The following is a 16,882-nucleotide window of genomic DNA, read 5'->3' as shown; positions in this document are numbered from 1 at the left end:
CAGAAAGTTGGAGGCTTGCTTTTTTTATGTCAGTTTACTTATTGCGCATTTGCTCTAGAACGGCGAAAATCTGTCGGTGTTACGCCCAAGCTACGTTTGAACATGCGATGGAAATAAGAGCTGCTTGCAAATCCGGTTTGTTCTGCTACGTCAGCCACGGACCAGTCGGTCTGTTCCAGTAACTCACAGGCCTTGCGAATACGGAGTTGTTGGATAACGTCCACGATAGTAGACATGGTCTGTTGCTTATATAGCCTGCTGACATAGATCGGCGACATATCCAGCTCTTCCGCAATCTGATTGAGACAAAAATTGGGATCCGTATAGGCCTGCTCCATTCGTTCATTAATTTGTCGCACCAAACGTTCCTGTTTCGTGTTTCGTTTTTCCGATAGACTGGAGCGAATATGATCAAAGACCAATTGATAATGATCAATAAGGTTTTCAGAGGTCTCTAACCGATCTGCGGATGGTAATTCAGGTTTAGATTCTATAGCAAATCCATTGAGCTCACTGATATGCCGAACAGCATTATTCACACTCATGATGAGCCGGGATATCGCCTCTCGAACAGAGGAAAACGGATATTTTTCCATATGCATCAATAATTCTTTGATCATACTGTGTGCATCCTCCGTATGACCAGACAGTAGCATATCCAGCATTTTTTTCTCTTTATCGGCTGGATATACGTAAGTATTTTGGATATCTTCATCTGTAGTGTTTTGCGCATTAATAATGCAGCCATGTCCCTGAAAAAATCGGTGCATAGATGCGTTTTGTACCTGGCGGTACAGCAAATGTAGCCGTTCTGGTTGACTCGTGATGGCACTGTAAGTCAGTGAAACGCTCAGCTTCAAATATTCAAAGCAAGCTTCGCGTATTTGGCGTAATAAAGTTTCTAGTAGTACAGTGTCTGTATGTTCTGCGGGATCGAGAATGTTAAGCATCAGCAGTACACTGTCCTCATCCATATCAACAGTCTCCACCCGGTACGTCTGTCCGCATATTTCAGAAGCAATGTTCATAATTGCAAACTTATAGGGTAGCAGATCAGGTCCACGTTCGCTTTGCCATCGGGTATATTCATCTATGCGTAGCAGCACAAGGCGGTAGTCTTTGTCGAACTGGAACGTAATCCCAAGCTCGCGCAATCGTTCCGGTTCTTCACTGGCAGGGATATTTTGAATTCCCCGAATCACATTTCTTAAAATGTTTTGCCGGATCGTGTACATACTGTTTCGTTTCTCCGATTCCAGTGAATTCATATGCACAACGATTTGGCCAATAGGCGTATACAGCATTTTGGACAGCAGCCACGAAGCCACGAATCCTGCCAATGCAATGATGGCGGCTATCAGTAACATCGCATTACGAATAACACTTGCCATTTTGATAACGCTTTCATATGGTGTGACACTAATATACTGCCAACCTAGTCCGTCCGGGGAGGTGTAGGAAATGAGTGATCTTTTACCATGAAAGTCTTCTACAAAATAGCCTGTTTCTTGTTTTTTGACTCTCGTATGCAACCATAGCTGCTCTTTTTCGTTCAAAGTTTCGTCTGTCAATGTTGTACCAGACAACAGCCTGCCCTGATCGTCTAAAATATAAGCGGTCCCGCCTGAGATTGGATTCGCCGCCATTTCCTTGTTCATCCAGGCCGCCGACACATTCACCATCACAGCCGAATTTATCGCTTCGTTCGAGTTAATTGCGTCATAACATAAATACGTATAGGCTGCGATATCTGGGCTTGCTTGCTCTACTCCAGCTCTGGAGTCTGAGGCAGTCAGCAGCGGATACGTGCGTGGAATAGGCGTAAAGGGTTTATAGTCCTGATAATGATCCAGTACGCGAATGATATCTGTATCAGCCAGTTCATGTTTGCTGAATAACCCGTTTTGACCTTGTGAAGACGCAATGTAGAAAGTGCCGCTTTTAGGGTTAAACACGTAGATGGATTCGATATACGGCATGGAGTTAAGATAATTGTTCAATTCGGTCATGGCAGCAGTTACATCATATACATTAGGTTTGGGATAATACAACAACTTGGATAGGGTACTGCTGCGATACATTTGGAATGCCAACGATTGAGCGATAGATGTCATGTTAATAACCTCTCTGCTTCTCAACGTCAAGCTGTTGTGATTGGCCTCGAATGCCTGCTCCTTTTCCACACGAATATAGTAAAAATAATACACAGTGGTGGATACCAGCAACGTTAGCGTAATACATAACGTAATGCTGACCAGCAATTTGCTGTGAAGCTTATGATGCTTTTTGAAATTGCTCATTTGAACAGGCCTCCTGTCTGTGTGCACGTAGCTGTAAAGTACACCCTATTTATGTATTCATTATACGTGTGATCTTGTGAACAGAACAGTGAACAAACCGATTCTTTGTGAAAAATAATGATTTTTCGTTAAGCAGCTAACCCGTTGGTCAAGTACCGATTTCTAGGTTGAGCCGGAAATCCGCCAGCTAATCTCTTGTTATTTGCATGCCAATGTTTTATATTGACATAAGAGTAGGTCAAAAATAAAAGAGGTGAACGGACGAGATGAGTCCACGTACGAAGGAACAAAACGAAGAGATTCGACTGCGGCGTCTGGAGCAAATCCGGAAAGCTGCTGCCGATGTGTTTTTGAATAAAGGGCCTTTACTGGAAATCCGCGATGTGGCCGCGCAGGCGGGACTCGGCTATGGCACGGTATACCATTATTACAGCAATAAGGGCAATTTGCTCTACGATCTGCTATGGGATGCGTTGGAGCGGGCCGGGGGATTGCTGGAGGCCTCGTTAGAGGCTCCGCTGAAGGTTCCGCCGGAGGTCCCGCACGTTTCGGCTTCGGGGGAGGAGCCGGCGGGCGGGCATTTTGGCTTGGCTGATGCGGCGGACACTGGGAACTTGGCTGTCGCAGAGCTTGGCCCCGTTGCCGCTGCCAGCGTCCGGCTGCTGCAGCTTTGGGCGGAGGACCACGCCCTGTACCTGCTGCATAAGCTGGCCGGTGAGGGCTTTGCCTCGCTGCCTGAAGCGCGCTCGGTCCCGCTCTCGGCCGCCTTTCGCCGGGAGGTGCTCGCGCCGTTTGCCGCGCTGCTGGAAACCGGGTGTGTGGCGGACGGGTCTACCGCTTCCGGCGAAAACGCGACGGAGCCGTCGTATCGGCTACAGCGCGCGGAAATGCTGCTGGCCGCTTTGGTCGGTTGCGCCGCGCTTTCGCTTCGCCGCGGAAAGCTGCACGAGGAGGCCAGGGATATCGTCCGACTTTTAAAATTATAGAATGGATAAGGAGCGAACAAACAAAGATGATTATTTTAAAATCACCTAGGGAAATCGAAGAGATGAAGCCGGCGAGCCAAATCGTTGCGGACTGCTACCGCGAGGTGGCCAAACTGATCGAGCCTGGGATCACCACCCGGGAAATCAATGACTTTGTTGCCAGACACATCACCAAGCTGGGCGGCAAGCAGTTTACGAAAGGGTACAACGGTTTCCCCGCCGAAACCTGCATTTCGGTCAATGATGTGGTGGCTCACGGCATTCCTTCGAACCAGATGCTTATGGACGGCGACTTGCTGAAGCTCGACATCGTCGTGGAATACGGCGGATGGTTCGGCGATTCGTGCTGGTGCTATGCGGTGGGCAATATCCGGCCGGAGGCGCAAAAATTAATGAAGGTGACAAAGGAATGCTTGGATCTGGGGATCGCCCGGGCCCTCCCTGGGGGCCGGCTCGGCGACATAACGTCGGCGATTCAACAGCATGCGGAAGCGAACGGGTTTTCGCTCGTACGCGATCTGCTGGCCCACGGGATCGGACGGAGCCTGCATGAGGAGCCGAGCTACGAGCATATCGGCGTAGCCGGCAAAGGCATTCGGTTAAAGGAAGGCATGGTGTTTACGATTGAACCGATGGTCAACGAAGGTACGTTTCGTATCACGATCGACGACGATCAGTGGACGGCGAGGACGGCCGACGGCAAGTTGTCAGCGCAATATGAGCATACGATCGCAGTCACGCCGGACGGACCGCTGATTTTAACGGCCCAGTAAGAATAAAGGCGAACGGACGGGAATGCGTCATTTCAGGAAATAAGTCGCCAACCCGGCCTGTTTGGCCTGACGAAAGTTCGTAATCCGAAACCACGAAAAAGCGCTGGGCCTACCTGGATCAGCGCTTTTTTTGCATGGTTTGAAACTTTTACCGATTTACGGAAAACCGTTTCCCCGGGGAAAATGGCCTAGAAGTAAAACACTCCCATTAGCCTAGGGGATCGATCCTGAAATAACGTAAGCAAAGAGAGGCAGTACTTCATCAGTCTGGAAATTGAACGTTACCTTTAACGATATAGGCTTGGCCTGTGCCATTTTCCGCTAGAGCTGGGATGGTATCGTTGAGCACGGCACCACGAATGTCCGTAATCCTTATTTTCAGAGGCTGTTTTCCTAAGTTGGTACCCAAAAAGTGGTTGTAATCCTGTTTTTCGAGATTGAGCCATTGTCCGTTTTGTTGGACTTCCATCTTCAAGACCGGATATTTATGATTGCGTACTTGAATGGCTGCCCACCATTGGCTGCTGCCTTCTTTAATACGGTAGGAGACATTGCCACTAACCGGAGCCTTGACAACTTTCCACGAAATATTAATTTTTCCGTCTAATTGATTGCCAATCAGGTTGAACGCGTTTGGGGACAGATCGAGTGCGCCACTTGGACCTTCGGGGTAAAGATCAGTTACATATACGGTTGTTTTCCCTTTGGGACCTTGAACTTCCAAATAGGCTCCAGCTAATGCAGCTTTGATTCCGTTATAATTCAGTTCTGTGCGGTTAAGCGCTGTGATTTTGGCATCCGAAGGGATGGGATCAAGTAGTAATGCCCCTCCAGAGTAACCTGATCCCGTATATGTGGCGTAGCCTGTGTATGTATCATTCCAAGCAGCTGAAGCGGGAAGGGCGAATAATACAAGACTTAACAACGATGTCAGACCGATGGTTTTGAACTTTCGGAACGTCGATTTTTTTTGCATAATCATTTCCTCCTTATTCATTTAATAGATTCATATAGTAAATATAAACACTATATTACCTAATATTTCAAATTGTACAATAGGACTTTAAGGCAAAAAGAAAATATTGAAGATGTTTGTCAACTTACTCATAGGCCATATGTCTTGTTTTTTTTGGAAATGGTTGAACGGTGCTCTTTTTCGCAGAAAGTTTGCAGGGCAGCCGATAATTTCAGGAAGATGTATCCTTATAACACAGGACAGGGCTAACTGGAGAGTAAGGACAGAGGAGGGGGTTAATAATAAGGAAGAATGTCTTCTATGCACCGCCAGTAAAATACTTTAGAGCGATTAAACTAGGACTTTTGAATGAAGTCTTTTAAATAGAATAAGCGAACTATTGTTCTCCTTTTGTTTGTCGTATACAATCGAATCATGCTGATTCAAATGGAGTGATGTTGAACTCTGTTGTATGCTGCAACGAAAGGATGTTTTGCACCATGATGGGAAGAGCCCATTTGATTATTGGAACCGGGGTCTCCCTGTCGGTATTAGCTCTAAGTGGATACGAAGTGACCCCGGCTGCCGTGGCAGCTGCTGTGGTCGGTTCACTGTTGCCGGATATTGACGAGCCTAACTCCATGCTCGTGAGCCGTGCGCTGCCAACCAAAATGCTTAGATTCGTACAGCTTCTAATGATTGGGGCTGCTGGTTGGGTATTTTTCACCCGTTTGGCTCCGCCGCCATGGAATCTTGTTCTGGCTTTGCTGATGATTAGTGCTTCTTTTATGCCTTCACGATCCATGCGCAAGGTTATTATCTTTCTAATTGGTATCGGCCTCGCCTGGTATGGAGAATCATATGCACCGTGGAATTATATCGCTGGGTGTCTGCTGATCATTTGTACGCTAGTCCCACACCGGGGGTTAACTCATACGGTATACGGGACAGTCGCATGGACTGCGCTGCTTTATGGTACGACACGTTTGCACGGTGACAGCATATGGCTGGCTGGAGGTATGGCGTACTTGCTGCATTTACTGGCAGATTCCTTGACGAATAATGGAATTAAACCTTTGCCGCCGTTCAAATGGAAGCTGCGATTTAAATTGATGAGTACCGGAACCCGGAAGGGAGCTAAGGTAGAAAACGTCTGCATTGCTCTAACTACTGTACTTGTAGTGATTGCTTTGCTTCGTTATAAGCATTTGATTTGAAATGTTCTATCTTTTGTTTCTATTAAATTAAAAAAACAGTCAATGCACGTTGTACGTGTCTTGACTGTTTTTTATAGATAGCGATTCTCTATTACACCTTAAGCTCGTTCTATAATGGTATTCAGCGTTGTACGATCCAGGTTTTGAACCAGCTTGATGATCAGCTCTTTGGCTGCATCATAATCATCAGTGTGAATAATAGACGAGGAAGTATGGATGTATCGTCCACAGATGCCTATGACGGTGGATGGCACGCCAATTCCGCTCAAGTGCACTTGGCCCGCATCGGTTCCCCCTGTGGAGATGAAATATTGATACTTGATTTTATGAGTTTCCGCCATGTCTTGCACGTATTCCACAATCCCGCGATGTGTAATCATACCCGGATCAAATACCCGCAGCAGTGCGCCTTTACCGAGGTGTCCGTAAGCATTCGGGTCACCGCCCATATCATTGGCTGCACTGCAATCCAGTGCAAAGAAAATATCGGGCTGAATCAGATTGGCCGCTGTGCGTGCACCGCGCAGTCCTACTTCCTCCTGAACAGTGGCCCCCGCATACAATGTATTGGGAAGCTTGTCTTTTTCTTTATGTAACGCTTCAAGCAGTTCAATAGCCAAGCCTACACCGTAGCGGTTATCCCACGCTTTAGCCATGATTTTTTTAGGATTTGCCAGTGGTGTGAAATCACAGATTGGCGCTATGGCTGTTCCTGGTACGATCCCCAGATCCTGAGCTTCCTGTCTGCTGTCTACGCCAATATCCAGATACATATGCTTGATGTCCATAGGTTTACTGCGTTGCGATTCATCCAGCAAATGAGGCGAGATAGAGCCAACTACACCGATAACTGGGCCTTTTGGAGTCAATACTTGAAGACGTTGTGACATGATGGCTTGACTCCACCAGCCTCCAACCGGCTGAAAACGAATCATTCCATTTTCCGTAATACCATTCACGATAAAACCGACTTCATCCAGATGGCCTGCCACCATTACACGTGGTCCACTCTCTTGACCGCGTAGCACCCCAAAAAGACTGCCCAATCGATCTTGCACGATTTCATCGGTATAGCCGGATATCCGTTCCTTAACCCATGCCCGTAACTCTCGCTCATGCCCAGGAATGGAAGGAAACTCCGTTAAGGTTTTAAACAATTCCAATGTTTTTGATTCCATGATGTACCTCACTCCTTATTAATTAACCAGTGGTCGTCATGTATTTAGTATGAATGGATTTGTACGGAATGTCCACGATATCATTTTCCTGACATAACATTTCTCCAAAAAGCTCATAATGAAAAAGACCCAAGCAATTCGAACCGCCAAGCGCGAAAACTTACAGATAAGGGGTGGTGAATGATGCCAGCTAAATCCGGGCAGCGCGGTTTTCGTACCAATACGTCGCCGCTGTCCATAAATGAGAAGGACTATCAGAATATTTCACAAAAGCATGAGCCCTCGAGAAAAGTATTTGCCAATTGTGTGCGCGCTTTTCTGGTTGGAGGCGGGATCTGTGTGATTGGACAGGCGATTCAGGAGGCTTTTATGGCAGGGATGCACATATCAGCCAAGGAGGCCGCCCCGCCGACCTCATCTATGATGATCTTGCTGGCGGTCATATTAACCTGTATCGGGGTTTACGATAAGGTTGCCCAATGGGCGGGAGCGGGAACCGCTGTGCCAATTACAGGCTTTGCTAACTCCATGTGTTCGGCTGCATTGGAATATCGTTCTGAGGGGCTGGTGCTCGGAGTGGGCGCGAATATGTTCAAACTGGCAGGCTCGGTTGTCGTATTCGGGGTGGTGGCTGCATTTATCATAGGCGTTATATATGCCATCCTTGGTGTAGGAGGCAATCACTTATGAGAAGACAGGGAGGACAAACCTGGAAGTTTGAATCGAGACCGCGCATCATTGGAAGTGCCACTGTTGTGGGCCCGGATGAAGGAGAGGGGCCGTTGTCCACAGATTTTGATTATATTTATGACAATATAGAAATCAACGAGAAAACGTGGGAAAAAGCGGAACGTAGATTGATTGAGCACTCTACAGAGCTGGCGCTAATTAATGCCAATTTGAACAAAGAAGAAGTGCAGTTTTTTATTAGTGGTGATCTAATGAATCAGATTGTCAGTAGCTCCTTCTCAGCTAGCAAGCTGGCCATTCCCTATTTGGGTGTTTTTGGAGCATGCTCAACATCAATGGAAAGCTTAGCCTTAGCCGCACTTATTGTGGACTCAGAGGCCGGTGACTACGTGATGGCGGGTACGACTAGCCATAATTGTACTGTGGAAAAACAATTCCGCTATCCTAATGAATACGGATCGCAGAAGCCTCCTACGGCTCAGTATACTGTTACCGGTTCCGGCGCCGCAATAGTGGGCCATGCCAAGTCAGGGACGGTGGTGGATTGTGCTACCATTGGACGTGTAATGGACATGGGCATTAAAGACCCCTTTAATATGGGTGGAGCCATGGCTCCCGCGGCTGCGGATACGCTGTTGTCTCATTTTCGAGATACTGGCCGTGACCCTAGTTACTATGACCTCATTGTAACGGGCGATTTAGCCTCTGTGGGGCTGCCGATTGCCAAGGAGTTGCTCAAAAAAGATGGGTTTGATATGAATCAGACGGAATTTAATGATTGCGGTTTACTGATTTACGACATTAATAAGCAAAAGAAAGTCATTTCAGGAGGCAGTGGTTGTGGCTGCTCGGCTGTTGTAACCTACGGGCATTTGTTGAAGCGGATCGAAAAAGGAGAGCTACAAAAGGTACTGGTGGTGGCGACTGGAGCGTTATTATCTCCTTTGACTACACAGCAGGGTGAGAGCATTCCTTGTGTTGCACATGCTGTAGCTTTTGAGGCGGGAGGAACAGTATGATATTTCTATGGGCTTTTTTAGTGGGTGGTGCCATTTGTGTCGTGGGCCAATTGATGATGGATGTGTTCAAAATGACGCCGGCACATACGATGAGTACGTTGGTAGTTGCAGGTGCAATTGCTGATGCTGTTGGGATATACGATCCGCTTATTAAATTTGCAGGGGCGGGTGCGACCATTCCAATTACCAGTTTTGGTAACTCACTTGTACACGGCGCATTAACCGAATTGGAGAAGGACGGATGGTTGGGTGTCATTACAGGGATTTTTAGTCTGACAAGTGCAGGGATTTCCTCTGCGATTATTTTCTCTTTTCTGGCATGCTTGTTTGTTCGTCCAAAAGGAAGCATATAAAAGCAGCGTACTTTAGATTTGACATCGTAAGATAAATAATTGTATACATGTGCCCTTCGGATCTAATGACCGAAGGGTTTTTAATTGTTCTGCACATGAGAGATCGAAAGAAGGATGGAGTTTGAATAATATGGGCAGGGGGTTAAGTGTACTCTGTGCCTACCTTCATGTACAATAATAGGAAACAGGTTGCTATCTAGGAGGTTTACAGAGCTATGCCCGTACGTCAAGAATCTGTGCAGATTGTATCTGCAATCCGTTCTAATCTGGAATCATGTATATTAGGTAAATCCTTTGAAATAAAATTACTGCTTACGGCTATGCTGGCGGGTGGACACATTCTGATCGAGGATGTTCCGGGTACGGGAAAAACGCAAATGATCAAGGCTCTTGCCAAATCCATGCGCGGTGATTACCGCCGTGTTCAATGTAATCCTGATATTCTCCCGAGTGATATTACAGGGGTATCCATATTTCATCCACGGGACGAGCGTTTTTATTTCCGTCCGGGTCCTGTGATGACTAATATTTTGCTGGCGGATGAAATTAACCGAGCGACGACGAAAACCCAGTCAGCTCTGCTGGAGGTTATGGAGGAACGCAGTGTGACGGTGGATGGGGACACTCATATGTTGCCTCATCCTTTTATGTTGTGTGCGACACAAAACCCGATTGATTTTGAAGGCACTTATATGCTGCCGGAAGCACAGTTAGATCGTTTTATGCTCAAAATCAGCTTGGGTTATCCTGATATGGAGACGGAGCGAAACATGCTGCTCCATCATCAGGCAGGCCAGCCAGCAGATCGTCTGGAGGCTGTAGCTCATATGGAGCAGATTGCTGACATCCAGCAGGAAATTAGAGGGATTTATATGGACAAAGCAGTGACGTCCTATTTACTTGATATCGTACGTGCGACAAGAGAACATCCATCTGTGCTGCTGGGAGCTAGCCCCCGGGCGGCGCTTGCTTTTGTAATGGCTGCGAAGGCATACGCTTTTCTGGACAACCGTGACTATGTGCTGCCTGATGATGTGAAGGCGCTGGCACCTTATGTGCTAACGCATCGTTTGTTGCTGCGTCCCGAGGCGCGCCTGGATAGTTCCAATGCCCAGTCCGTGCTGGAGGCTGTCCTTCGGCACGTACATGTACCCGTACGAATGGAGCGTCCTTAGGGAATGAATATGGTCAAAAGGAAGCGCAGGCTTCCCCGGCTGTCAGGCCGCATCTGGCTTCTGATGGTCATATGGGTGGTGTGCCTGCTATATTTGTTGTTTCAGGGCGGCAAGACGTCGGTCATGCTGTTGTCTATGGTTACGCTGTTAATCGTTTATTTATGGATCGTTGGTCTGAGCGGAGTTCGCCGTGTGCAAGGCTCCCGGCAGCTTTCGCAAGGCTCGGAGTTTGGAGAACTGCTGCATGCAGGAGATCAAGTGCATGTAAAGCTGAGCCTCAGCATTCCTGGATTTCTTCCGTTACCCTATGTCATTGTCCGTGAGGTCCTTAAGCGACATACAGGTGAGTCCTGGTCGTTTGAGGATAGTGTCATTCCCAGTCTAAAAGGGGGCGGTCAGCTTACATTTCAGACTCCCGCTTTAGAGCGAGGAAGCTATCACTTTGAGGAAACGGAATGTGTGAGTGAGGACATCTTCGGTCTGTTGGAGCACAAAGGCAGCTTGAACGCACGCGGTGAATTTCGGGTTCTGCCCCGAACGGTATTCATTCCGTATTGGCAGATGAATGACCGTCGCTCAAGGATGTCTGGACCGCAGACCGTTCAAACTCGTACGCGGCGTGAAACGACACAAATTAACGGTGTACGGGATTATGTATATGGAGATCGGTTTTCGCGCATCCACTGGAATGCGACGGCGCGTACAGGTAGCTGGAAATCCAAGGAATTTGAGCATGAGACCGTTCCTAAAACGATGCTTGTGCTGGACGTACACATGAAGCATTATGTGAACGCCGAACAGTTTGAGCTAGCTGTATCCTCTACCGCTTCATTGCTGGAATATGGTGGACGGGAGCGAATGGGGGTTGGATTGTGCACAGCTGGAGAGAAAGGCACCGTCTTTCAACCAAGTGAGCAGACAATGGAACGACAACGAATGATGCATCACTTGGTAGACATACACACCACTTCACAAGGTAGCTTGAAATCCGCTGTAGAAAGCAGTGTGCGCCAGTTTCCGCAAGGCTGTTATTTTATACTGATTAGTCCGCTGAAGGATTATCAGGCGATGGAGCTTCTTCGCTGGGCCGATACCCGGGGGATGACTCCGTGCCACGTTTATATCGGAGAAGGTTCTGCTGAGGGAGAAGTTGAAGAATGGATGAGCATGCTTCGTGCAAGGGGAATTAAGGGCTACGATGTTGAGAGCCTTGAAGAGCTCCCGGCTGTAATGGGGGGAGGGACACTATGAAGAGCTGGTTACAATCGTTAAAGGGTTCCTGGGTCCCCGCTTTTACATTTTTATGGATTATTATTATTGCCATGCAATGGGTTTCTTTTGCTTCCGAATTATGGTTGGAAGAGACAAGAGCACTCGTACTAATGACCATTACAATGCTGGCTCTGGTGAAGATTGTACTACCAGTTCGTCCCTGGATTGAATTTATTGTTAAGGCGGCGGCGCTGTTTTTTATTTTGTATCGGACATTGGTGTCTTATTCAATCATTATCCCCTTCGGAGGGGTAGCCAATCGCCTAGACCAGTTTATTTCCAATATGTCACCTTATATTTGGTTTTCCCTCATTGCTTGGCTAGTTATTGAAATGGTGCCGCTCATCGTTACAACGAAGCAGCGGATTCTTGTTTTTGTGGGTATTAACATTGCCGCGCTGGCAGTACTTGATTCCTTCACGCCAACTGTGCTGTGGGAGGAGGTTGCTTGGATCGTCTTTGCTGGTATGGGTTGGCTGGTGACACAGCATCTGCAGTATTTTCGGCAGCATTATCCTCAAGGATGGAAGCATATTCGGCGCTATCCATATAAAATAGCAGCCAATATTGCGGTCATTTTTGCGCTCATTATTATGGCTGGTGTCAATATGCCCGAGGTACAGCCCGCTTTGACGGATCCCTATACAGCGTGGACCCAGAGAAATAGCTCAACTACCGCCGGGATCAACAATGGATCTGGGGCACTGGATCAGCGGATGAACACTGCATCGGGTTATAGTCGCCAGGATAATCGGTTGGGGGGAGGTTTTAATTTTGACTATTCTCCTGTCATGACCATCACGACCACTCAACGAAGCTATTGGCGGGGGGAAACGAAACGAACCTATTCCGGTACAGGCTGGAGTGACAAGGGCAACGATGATCAAACGTTAAATGATGTTCCAATGACCGCAGAGCTTGAAAACACACAAGAAACGCGGCATTCGACTGAGCAGGTCGTTCAGACCATTACGATGCAAAACGACCAAAGCTATCCTGTTCTATTTGGCGCTTATTCGGTGCAGCGTGTTCAATCGGTGGACAGAGATTCACGGGCAGACGGGTTACGTTGGAAGCCGGAACAGGCGGAACTGCTTTGGAATCCATCCTCCCGAAGAACTGCTTATCCTAAAACGTATACTCTGGTATCGCATGTCCCTGTGATCCCTGAGAAAGAGCTACGCACAAAAACTTTTAATGAGTTGTACGGAAAAAACAAACAGGAAGCCTATCTACAAATTCCAGATGAGTTGCCACAGCGGGTTCGTGATTTGGCTCAGAACGTAACGTCAACGGCGAAAACGCCATATGAAAAAGTCGGATTACTACAGCAGTATTTGCAGCAAAATTATGCATATACGAACAATCCGGATCTCTCACGGAAAAGAAGCAGAGATTTTGTGGATGCCTTTCTGTTTGAGATTCGGGAGGGCTATTGCGATTATTATTCCACCTCATTAGTCATGATGGCTCGCTCCGTTGGGGTTCCGGCCCGTTGGGTTAAAGGGTATGCACCTGGTCAGCAGACGTTTTCAGATGATGCAACAACGGGTGAAGGTGACGAAAATATGTCCTCTTACTCCGTGACAAATGCGGATGCTCATTCCTGGGCGGAAGTATATTTAGGTGAATACGGTTGGGTTCCTGTAGAAGCAACGCCTGGCTTTGATATGCCGCTGCTTACGGAACAGGAGGATTCAAAGACTCCAGAAGCCCCAGAGGTTAAAGATCAGTCTGAACCGGAACAGCCTGAGCAGACCCCGCAGACTAATCCGGAGGAAGCTTCAAAGATTCATCCTGTAATTATAGGTTCTGCTGCTGCAATTCTGCTGTTGTGGGCTGCTTATGTCGTCTGGCGTAATCGGGCAGACCTTCACTTTTACCTGCTGCGTTTACGCAGAGGTAAGCCGTTGACTCCGGATGAAAAGGTGGTCGTCGAAACTGAGCACTGGTTAAGGTACATGCGAAGAAGGGGATTTGTCCGCGCCAGTCACGAAACACTGAGGGAATCAGTTGATAGATGGTCGCTAGAAGTACCGGAACAGGCTTCAATTTTACATCAGCTGCTTGGACGATTTGAACAGGCGCGTTATAGTCCCTCATCCGTAACCGCAGAAGATTGGCATATGGTTCGCAAGCAAGCCTCTCTGTTACACAAAGAAGGCTGGATAAAACGTCTATTTTAATCTTTAGCTATATATTTAGTGAAAAAGCTGTCCGTTTGTTGCGGATAGCTTTTTACTAAGCCATAGTAATATGGTATAGTTTGTCGTATGAAACTGAGGTGACCGACGTTGTTTGAAATGCTGATGCCCAAATTACGGGTGAATACCGTCTTTGATATTGATCTTGAAGGCTTATATGCTCAAGGATATCGCGGCATTATTACGGATCTGGATAACACGCTGGTCGGCGCAAAAGCGCCGAATGCAACTCCCGAGCTGGTGGCCTGGTTTGAGAAGGTCAAACAGGCGGGTTTTAAGCTTGTCATCGTGTCTAACAACAATATGGACCGTGTATCCGTGTTTGCTACGCCTTTGGACATTGAATTTATACATGCCGCACGGAAGCCCTCCAACTCGTCTTTTCGTAGAGCCATCCGTATGATGGGGCTGACTCCGGAAGAAACTATTATGGTCGGAGACCAAATGTTGACGGACGTATTGGGAGGTAACCGACTGGGGTTGCATACGGTGTTGGTGCTACCGATATCCATTCATGATGAAGGAGTCATGACTCGATTTAATCGGCGGTTGGAGCGAATCGCGCTCACAAGGTTACGTAAGAAAGGCTTATGGCTTGAGGAGGAAAAGAAGAATGACTGAAAGACCTGACGGCGGCACTGCCGTCAAATGTAGTGGTTGCGGTATAACCGTGCAGACCACTAGCCCGGAGCTTCCGGGATTTATTCCTGAAAAATTGCTTACTCGCGAACCTGTCATCTGTCAGCGTTGTTTCCGAATCAAAAACTATAATGAGACGTCTTCAGTGACGGTGGATCAAGATGAGTTTTTGAAGCTGCTCAGCCAGATTGGCGACAAGGATGCACTCGTTATCCACATTGTAGATATTTTTGATTTTGAAGGCAGCTTGATTTCCGGTCTGCAACGCTTTGTAGGCTCTAATCCGGTTATACTGGCTGTAAACAAGACCGATTTGCTGCCTAAGGTAACGAATTGGAACAAGATACGTAACTGGGTACAAAAGCAAGCGAAGGAACAAGGGCTTCGCACGGAAGAAATCGTACTGTGCTCAGCTAAAAAAAATCAGGGCTTTGACCGTCTTTTGGATGTGGTATCTGAGCTCCGTGGTAACCGCGATGTATATGTGGTTGGAGCGACAAATGTGGGTAAATCCACGCTCATTAACCGTTTGATTCGTGATTATAGCGACATGGAGCAGGAGCTCACAACGTCCCGTTACCCGGGAACTACACTCGATATGGTGAATATTCCGCTCGACGACGGCAAGCACATTATTGATACTCCGGGTATTGTATACCCTTGGCGATTCAGTGAGATCGTCTCCCGTCAGGACTTGAGCGCTATTATGCCGGACAAGCCGCTGAAGCCTGCTGCGTATCAGCTTGATGCCGGACAAACATTGTTTTTCGGCGGTATGGCCCGATTTGATTTTGTCGACGGTCAGCACCAATCTTTTACCTGCTACATTAACGGTGGTCTTAAGATACATCGCACGAAGCTGGAGCGAGCTGATCAGTTGTTCGCTGATCATGCCGGGGAATTGTTATCTCCGCCAACACGCGATCAATTGGCAGAGATGCCGGAATGGACAAGACATGAGTTCCGCGTGCCACGCAAGTCTCCATCGGACATCTATATTTCCGGCTTGGGATGGATCAGGGTAAATAGCGAGAACGGAGCTCTGGTTGCGATTCATGCTCCTCGGGGAGTCCGTGTGCTTTTGCGGCCTGCGTTGATATAACGTTGCTGTAACCATGTTATAGGGCGGCAAGGAACAGGTACTGTACTGGTTCCTGCCGCCATTCATGTATTTGTGCGGCCTAATATTTTGCAATATGGGGGAGAGCGACGATGAACAGCGGGGAGTCTGAAGCGACTGAACAAGGTCTTGTACTATTGGGCGTATTGGGTGATCCAATCAAGCACTCCAAATCGCCTCTTATGCATAAAATAGCTTTGCAGGCAGCGGCGATTGAAGGAGATTTTGTACCTCTTCATGTAAAACCGGATCAGCTGGAAGATGCCATGAAGGGGATTCGCGCTTTGCATTTCCGCGGAGTCAATGTGACGATTCCCCATAAAGTCGAGGTTATGAAATATCTGGATGAGATTGATGAAGGTGCCAGACTCATTGGCGCTGTCAATACGATAGTAAATGATAATGGACGGCTTAAGGGGTATAACACGGACGGAATTGGCTACGTACGTTCCCTCAAAGAAGAGACTTCTGTTGAGTTGAAGGGAGCAAGAATTGCTGTGCTTGGAGCCGGAGGGGCTGCTCGTGGCGTGATTCATGCTCTGTTGGAGGAGCAGCCGGAATCGGTCATTATTTTGAACCGAACACGTGACAAAGCTGAGCAACTGGCATTAGAGTGGACGACGGAAGCGATCCCAGTGAGGGGTTATTCCAACGAGGATGCCAAGAGCGTGCTCGCCACAGTGAATGTTTTGATTAACACAACCTCGGTGGGAATGTCTCCTTTATCGGATGAACTTCCACTGGAAACGAGCTTGATTCCGGAGGGAATCATTGTGAGTGATTTGATCTACAACCCGTTGGAAACGAGACTTTTACAGGAAAGCCGTGAACAGCGCGGCTGCACTGTACATGGGGGCTTGGGCATGTTCGTGTACCAGGGGGCTGTGGCTTTTGAGTATTTTACAGGGGTTGTCCCTGCTGTAGAGCAAATGAGAGCGGCTGTGCTGAGTAGCCTGTCGTAAGTAAGAGGGTACATTAAAATTATGGAAATGCTGCATTGC

At 47.7% G+C, this 16,882-nt stretch carries 15 protein-coding genes; 12 read left to right on the top strand and 3 right to left on the bottom strand.

From position 1 onward, the window contains the following. Positions 1 to 38: 38 nt before the first annotated feature. The gene (locus ACWA2B_RS18585) at positions 39 to 2,300 is read right to left on the bottom strand and encodes a helix-turn-helix domain-containing protein (RefSeq protein ID WP_449292489.1); all 2,262 of its coding nucleotides are present in this window, start codon (positions 2,298 to 2,300) and stop codon (positions 39 to 41) included. A 266-nt stretch (positions 2,301 to 2,566) separates the two neighbouring features. Between ACWA2B_RS18585 and ACWA2B_RS18580 the strand changes: the two genes are divergently transcribed. Both ACWA2B_RS18580 and map read left to right on the top strand, forming a co-directional pair. Beyond that, positions 2,567 to 3,286, top strand: coding sequence for a TetR/AcrR family transcriptional regulator (locus ACWA2B_RS18580; RefSeq protein ID WP_318627840.1), 720 nt, complete (start codon positions 2,567 to 2,569; stop codon positions 3,284 to 3,286). Between the two features lie 26 nt (positions 3,287 to 3,312). Beyond that, the gene (map, locus tag ACWA2B_RS18575) at positions 3,313 to 4,059 is read left to right on the top strand and encodes a type I methionyl aminopeptidase (protein ID WP_029515388.1); all 747 of its coding nucleotides are present in this window, start codon (positions 3,313 to 3,315) and stop codon (positions 4,057 to 4,059) included. A 262-nt stretch (positions 4,060 to 4,321) separates the two neighbouring features. Here map and ACWA2B_RS18570 read toward each other — a convergent pair whose 3' ends face one another. Then, positions 4,322 to 5,035 (bottom strand): expansin EXLX1 family cellulose-binding protein, encoded by a 714-nt coding sequence (locus ACWA2B_RS18570; RefSeq protein WP_318627841.1) that lies wholly within the window; start codon positions 5,033 to 5,035, stop codon positions 4,322 to 4,324. A gap of 479 nt (positions 5,036 to 5,514) precedes the next feature. Here ACWA2B_RS18570 and ACWA2B_RS18565 point away from each other — a divergent pair, with 479 nt between their 5' ends. Beyond that, positions 5,515 to 6,231, top strand: coding sequence for a metal-dependent hydrolase (locus ACWA2B_RS18565; RefSeq protein ID WP_318627842.1), 717 nt, complete (start codon positions 5,515 to 5,517; stop codon positions 6,229 to 6,231). 98 nt (positions 6,232 to 6,329) lie between these two features. On the opposite strand, the gene ACWA2B_RS18560 is transcribed toward ACWA2B_RS18565, so the two are convergent. Continuing rightward, positions 6,330 to 7,409: a M42 family metallopeptidase gene (locus ACWA2B_RS18560; RefSeq protein ID WP_069010446.1), complete on the bottom strand. Its 1,080-nt coding sequence runs from the start codon at positions 7,407 to 7,409 to the stop codon at positions 6,330 to 6,332. Between the two features lie 183 nt (positions 7,410 to 7,592). Between ACWA2B_RS18560 and spoVAC the strand changes: the two genes are divergently transcribed. From spoVAC to aroE, 9 genes are all read left to right on the top strand, one after another. Further along, positions 7,593 to 8,099 carry a stage V sporulation protein AC gene (spoVAC, locus tag ACWA2B_RS18555; protein ID WP_029515384.1) on the top strand — a complete coding sequence of 169 codons (507 nt, stop codon included), beginning with the start codon at positions 7,593 to 7,595 and terminating at the stop codon, positions 8,097 to 8,099. Continuing rightward, positions 8,096 to 9,118, top strand: a complete 1,023-nt coding sequence (gene spoVAD, locus ACWA2B_RS18550; RefSeq protein WP_029515383.1) for a stage V sporulation protein AD — start codon at positions 8,096 to 8,098, stop codon at positions 9,116 to 9,118. The genes spoVAC and spoVAD overlap by 4 nt, the downstream gene beginning before the upstream one ends. After that, positions 9,115 to 9,471: a stage V sporulation protein AE gene (gene spoVAE, locus ACWA2B_RS18545; protein WP_013311204.1), complete on the top strand. Its 357-nt coding sequence runs from the start codon at positions 9,115 to 9,117 to the stop codon at positions 9,469 to 9,471. The genes spoVAD and spoVAE overlap by 4 nt, the downstream gene beginning before the upstream one ends. Before the next feature lie 215 nt (positions 9,472 to 9,686). Continuing rightward, complete coding sequence (locus ACWA2B_RS18540; RefSeq protein WP_165148948.1) at positions 9,687 to 10,646, top strand: AAA family ATPase; 960 nt, start codon at positions 9,687 to 9,689, stop codon at positions 10,644 to 10,646. A gap of 3 nt (positions 10,647 to 10,649) precedes the next feature. After that, positions 10,650 to 11,897 (top strand): DUF58 domain-containing protein, encoded by a 1,248-nt coding sequence (locus ACWA2B_RS18535; protein WP_209949478.1) that lies wholly within the window; start codon positions 10,650 to 10,652, stop codon positions 11,895 to 11,897. Further along, the gene (locus tag ACWA2B_RS18530) at positions 11,894 to 14,104 is read left to right on the top strand and encodes a transglutaminase TgpA family protein (protein ID WP_029515380.1); all 2,211 of its coding nucleotides are present in this window, start codon (positions 11,894 to 11,896) and stop codon (positions 14,102 to 14,104) included. Before ACWA2B_RS18535 ends, ACWA2B_RS18530 begins: the two co-directional genes overlap by 4 nt. A gap of 108 nt (positions 14,105 to 14,212) precedes the next feature. Next, positions 14,213 to 14,743 (top strand): YqeG family HAD IIIA-type phosphatase, encoded by a 531-nt coding sequence (locus ACWA2B_RS18525; RefSeq protein WP_013311200.1) that lies wholly within the window; start codon positions 14,213 to 14,215, stop codon positions 14,741 to 14,743. Next, positions 14,736 to 15,863 carry a ribosome biogenesis GTPase YqeH gene (gene yqeH, locus ACWA2B_RS18520; protein ID WP_069010449.1) on the top strand — a complete coding sequence of 376 codons (1,128 nt, stop codon included), beginning with the start codon at positions 14,736 to 14,738 and terminating at the stop codon, positions 15,861 to 15,863. Before ACWA2B_RS18525 ends, yqeH begins: the two co-directional genes overlap by 8 nt. A 110-nt stretch (positions 15,864 to 15,973) precedes the next feature. Next, the gene (gene aroE, locus ACWA2B_RS18515) at positions 15,974 to 16,843 is read left to right on the top strand and encodes a shikimate dehydrogenase (protein WP_029515378.1); all 870 of its coding nucleotides are present in this window, start codon (positions 15,974 to 15,976) and stop codon (positions 16,841 to 16,843) included. Positions 16,844 to 16,882 lie beyond the last annotated feature (39 nt).

The organism is Paenibacillus sp. CMM36, assembly GCF_053570945.1.
The sequence above is the reverse complement of the archived record's forward strand: the minus strand, read 5'-3'. Positions and strand labels throughout refer to the sequence as shown.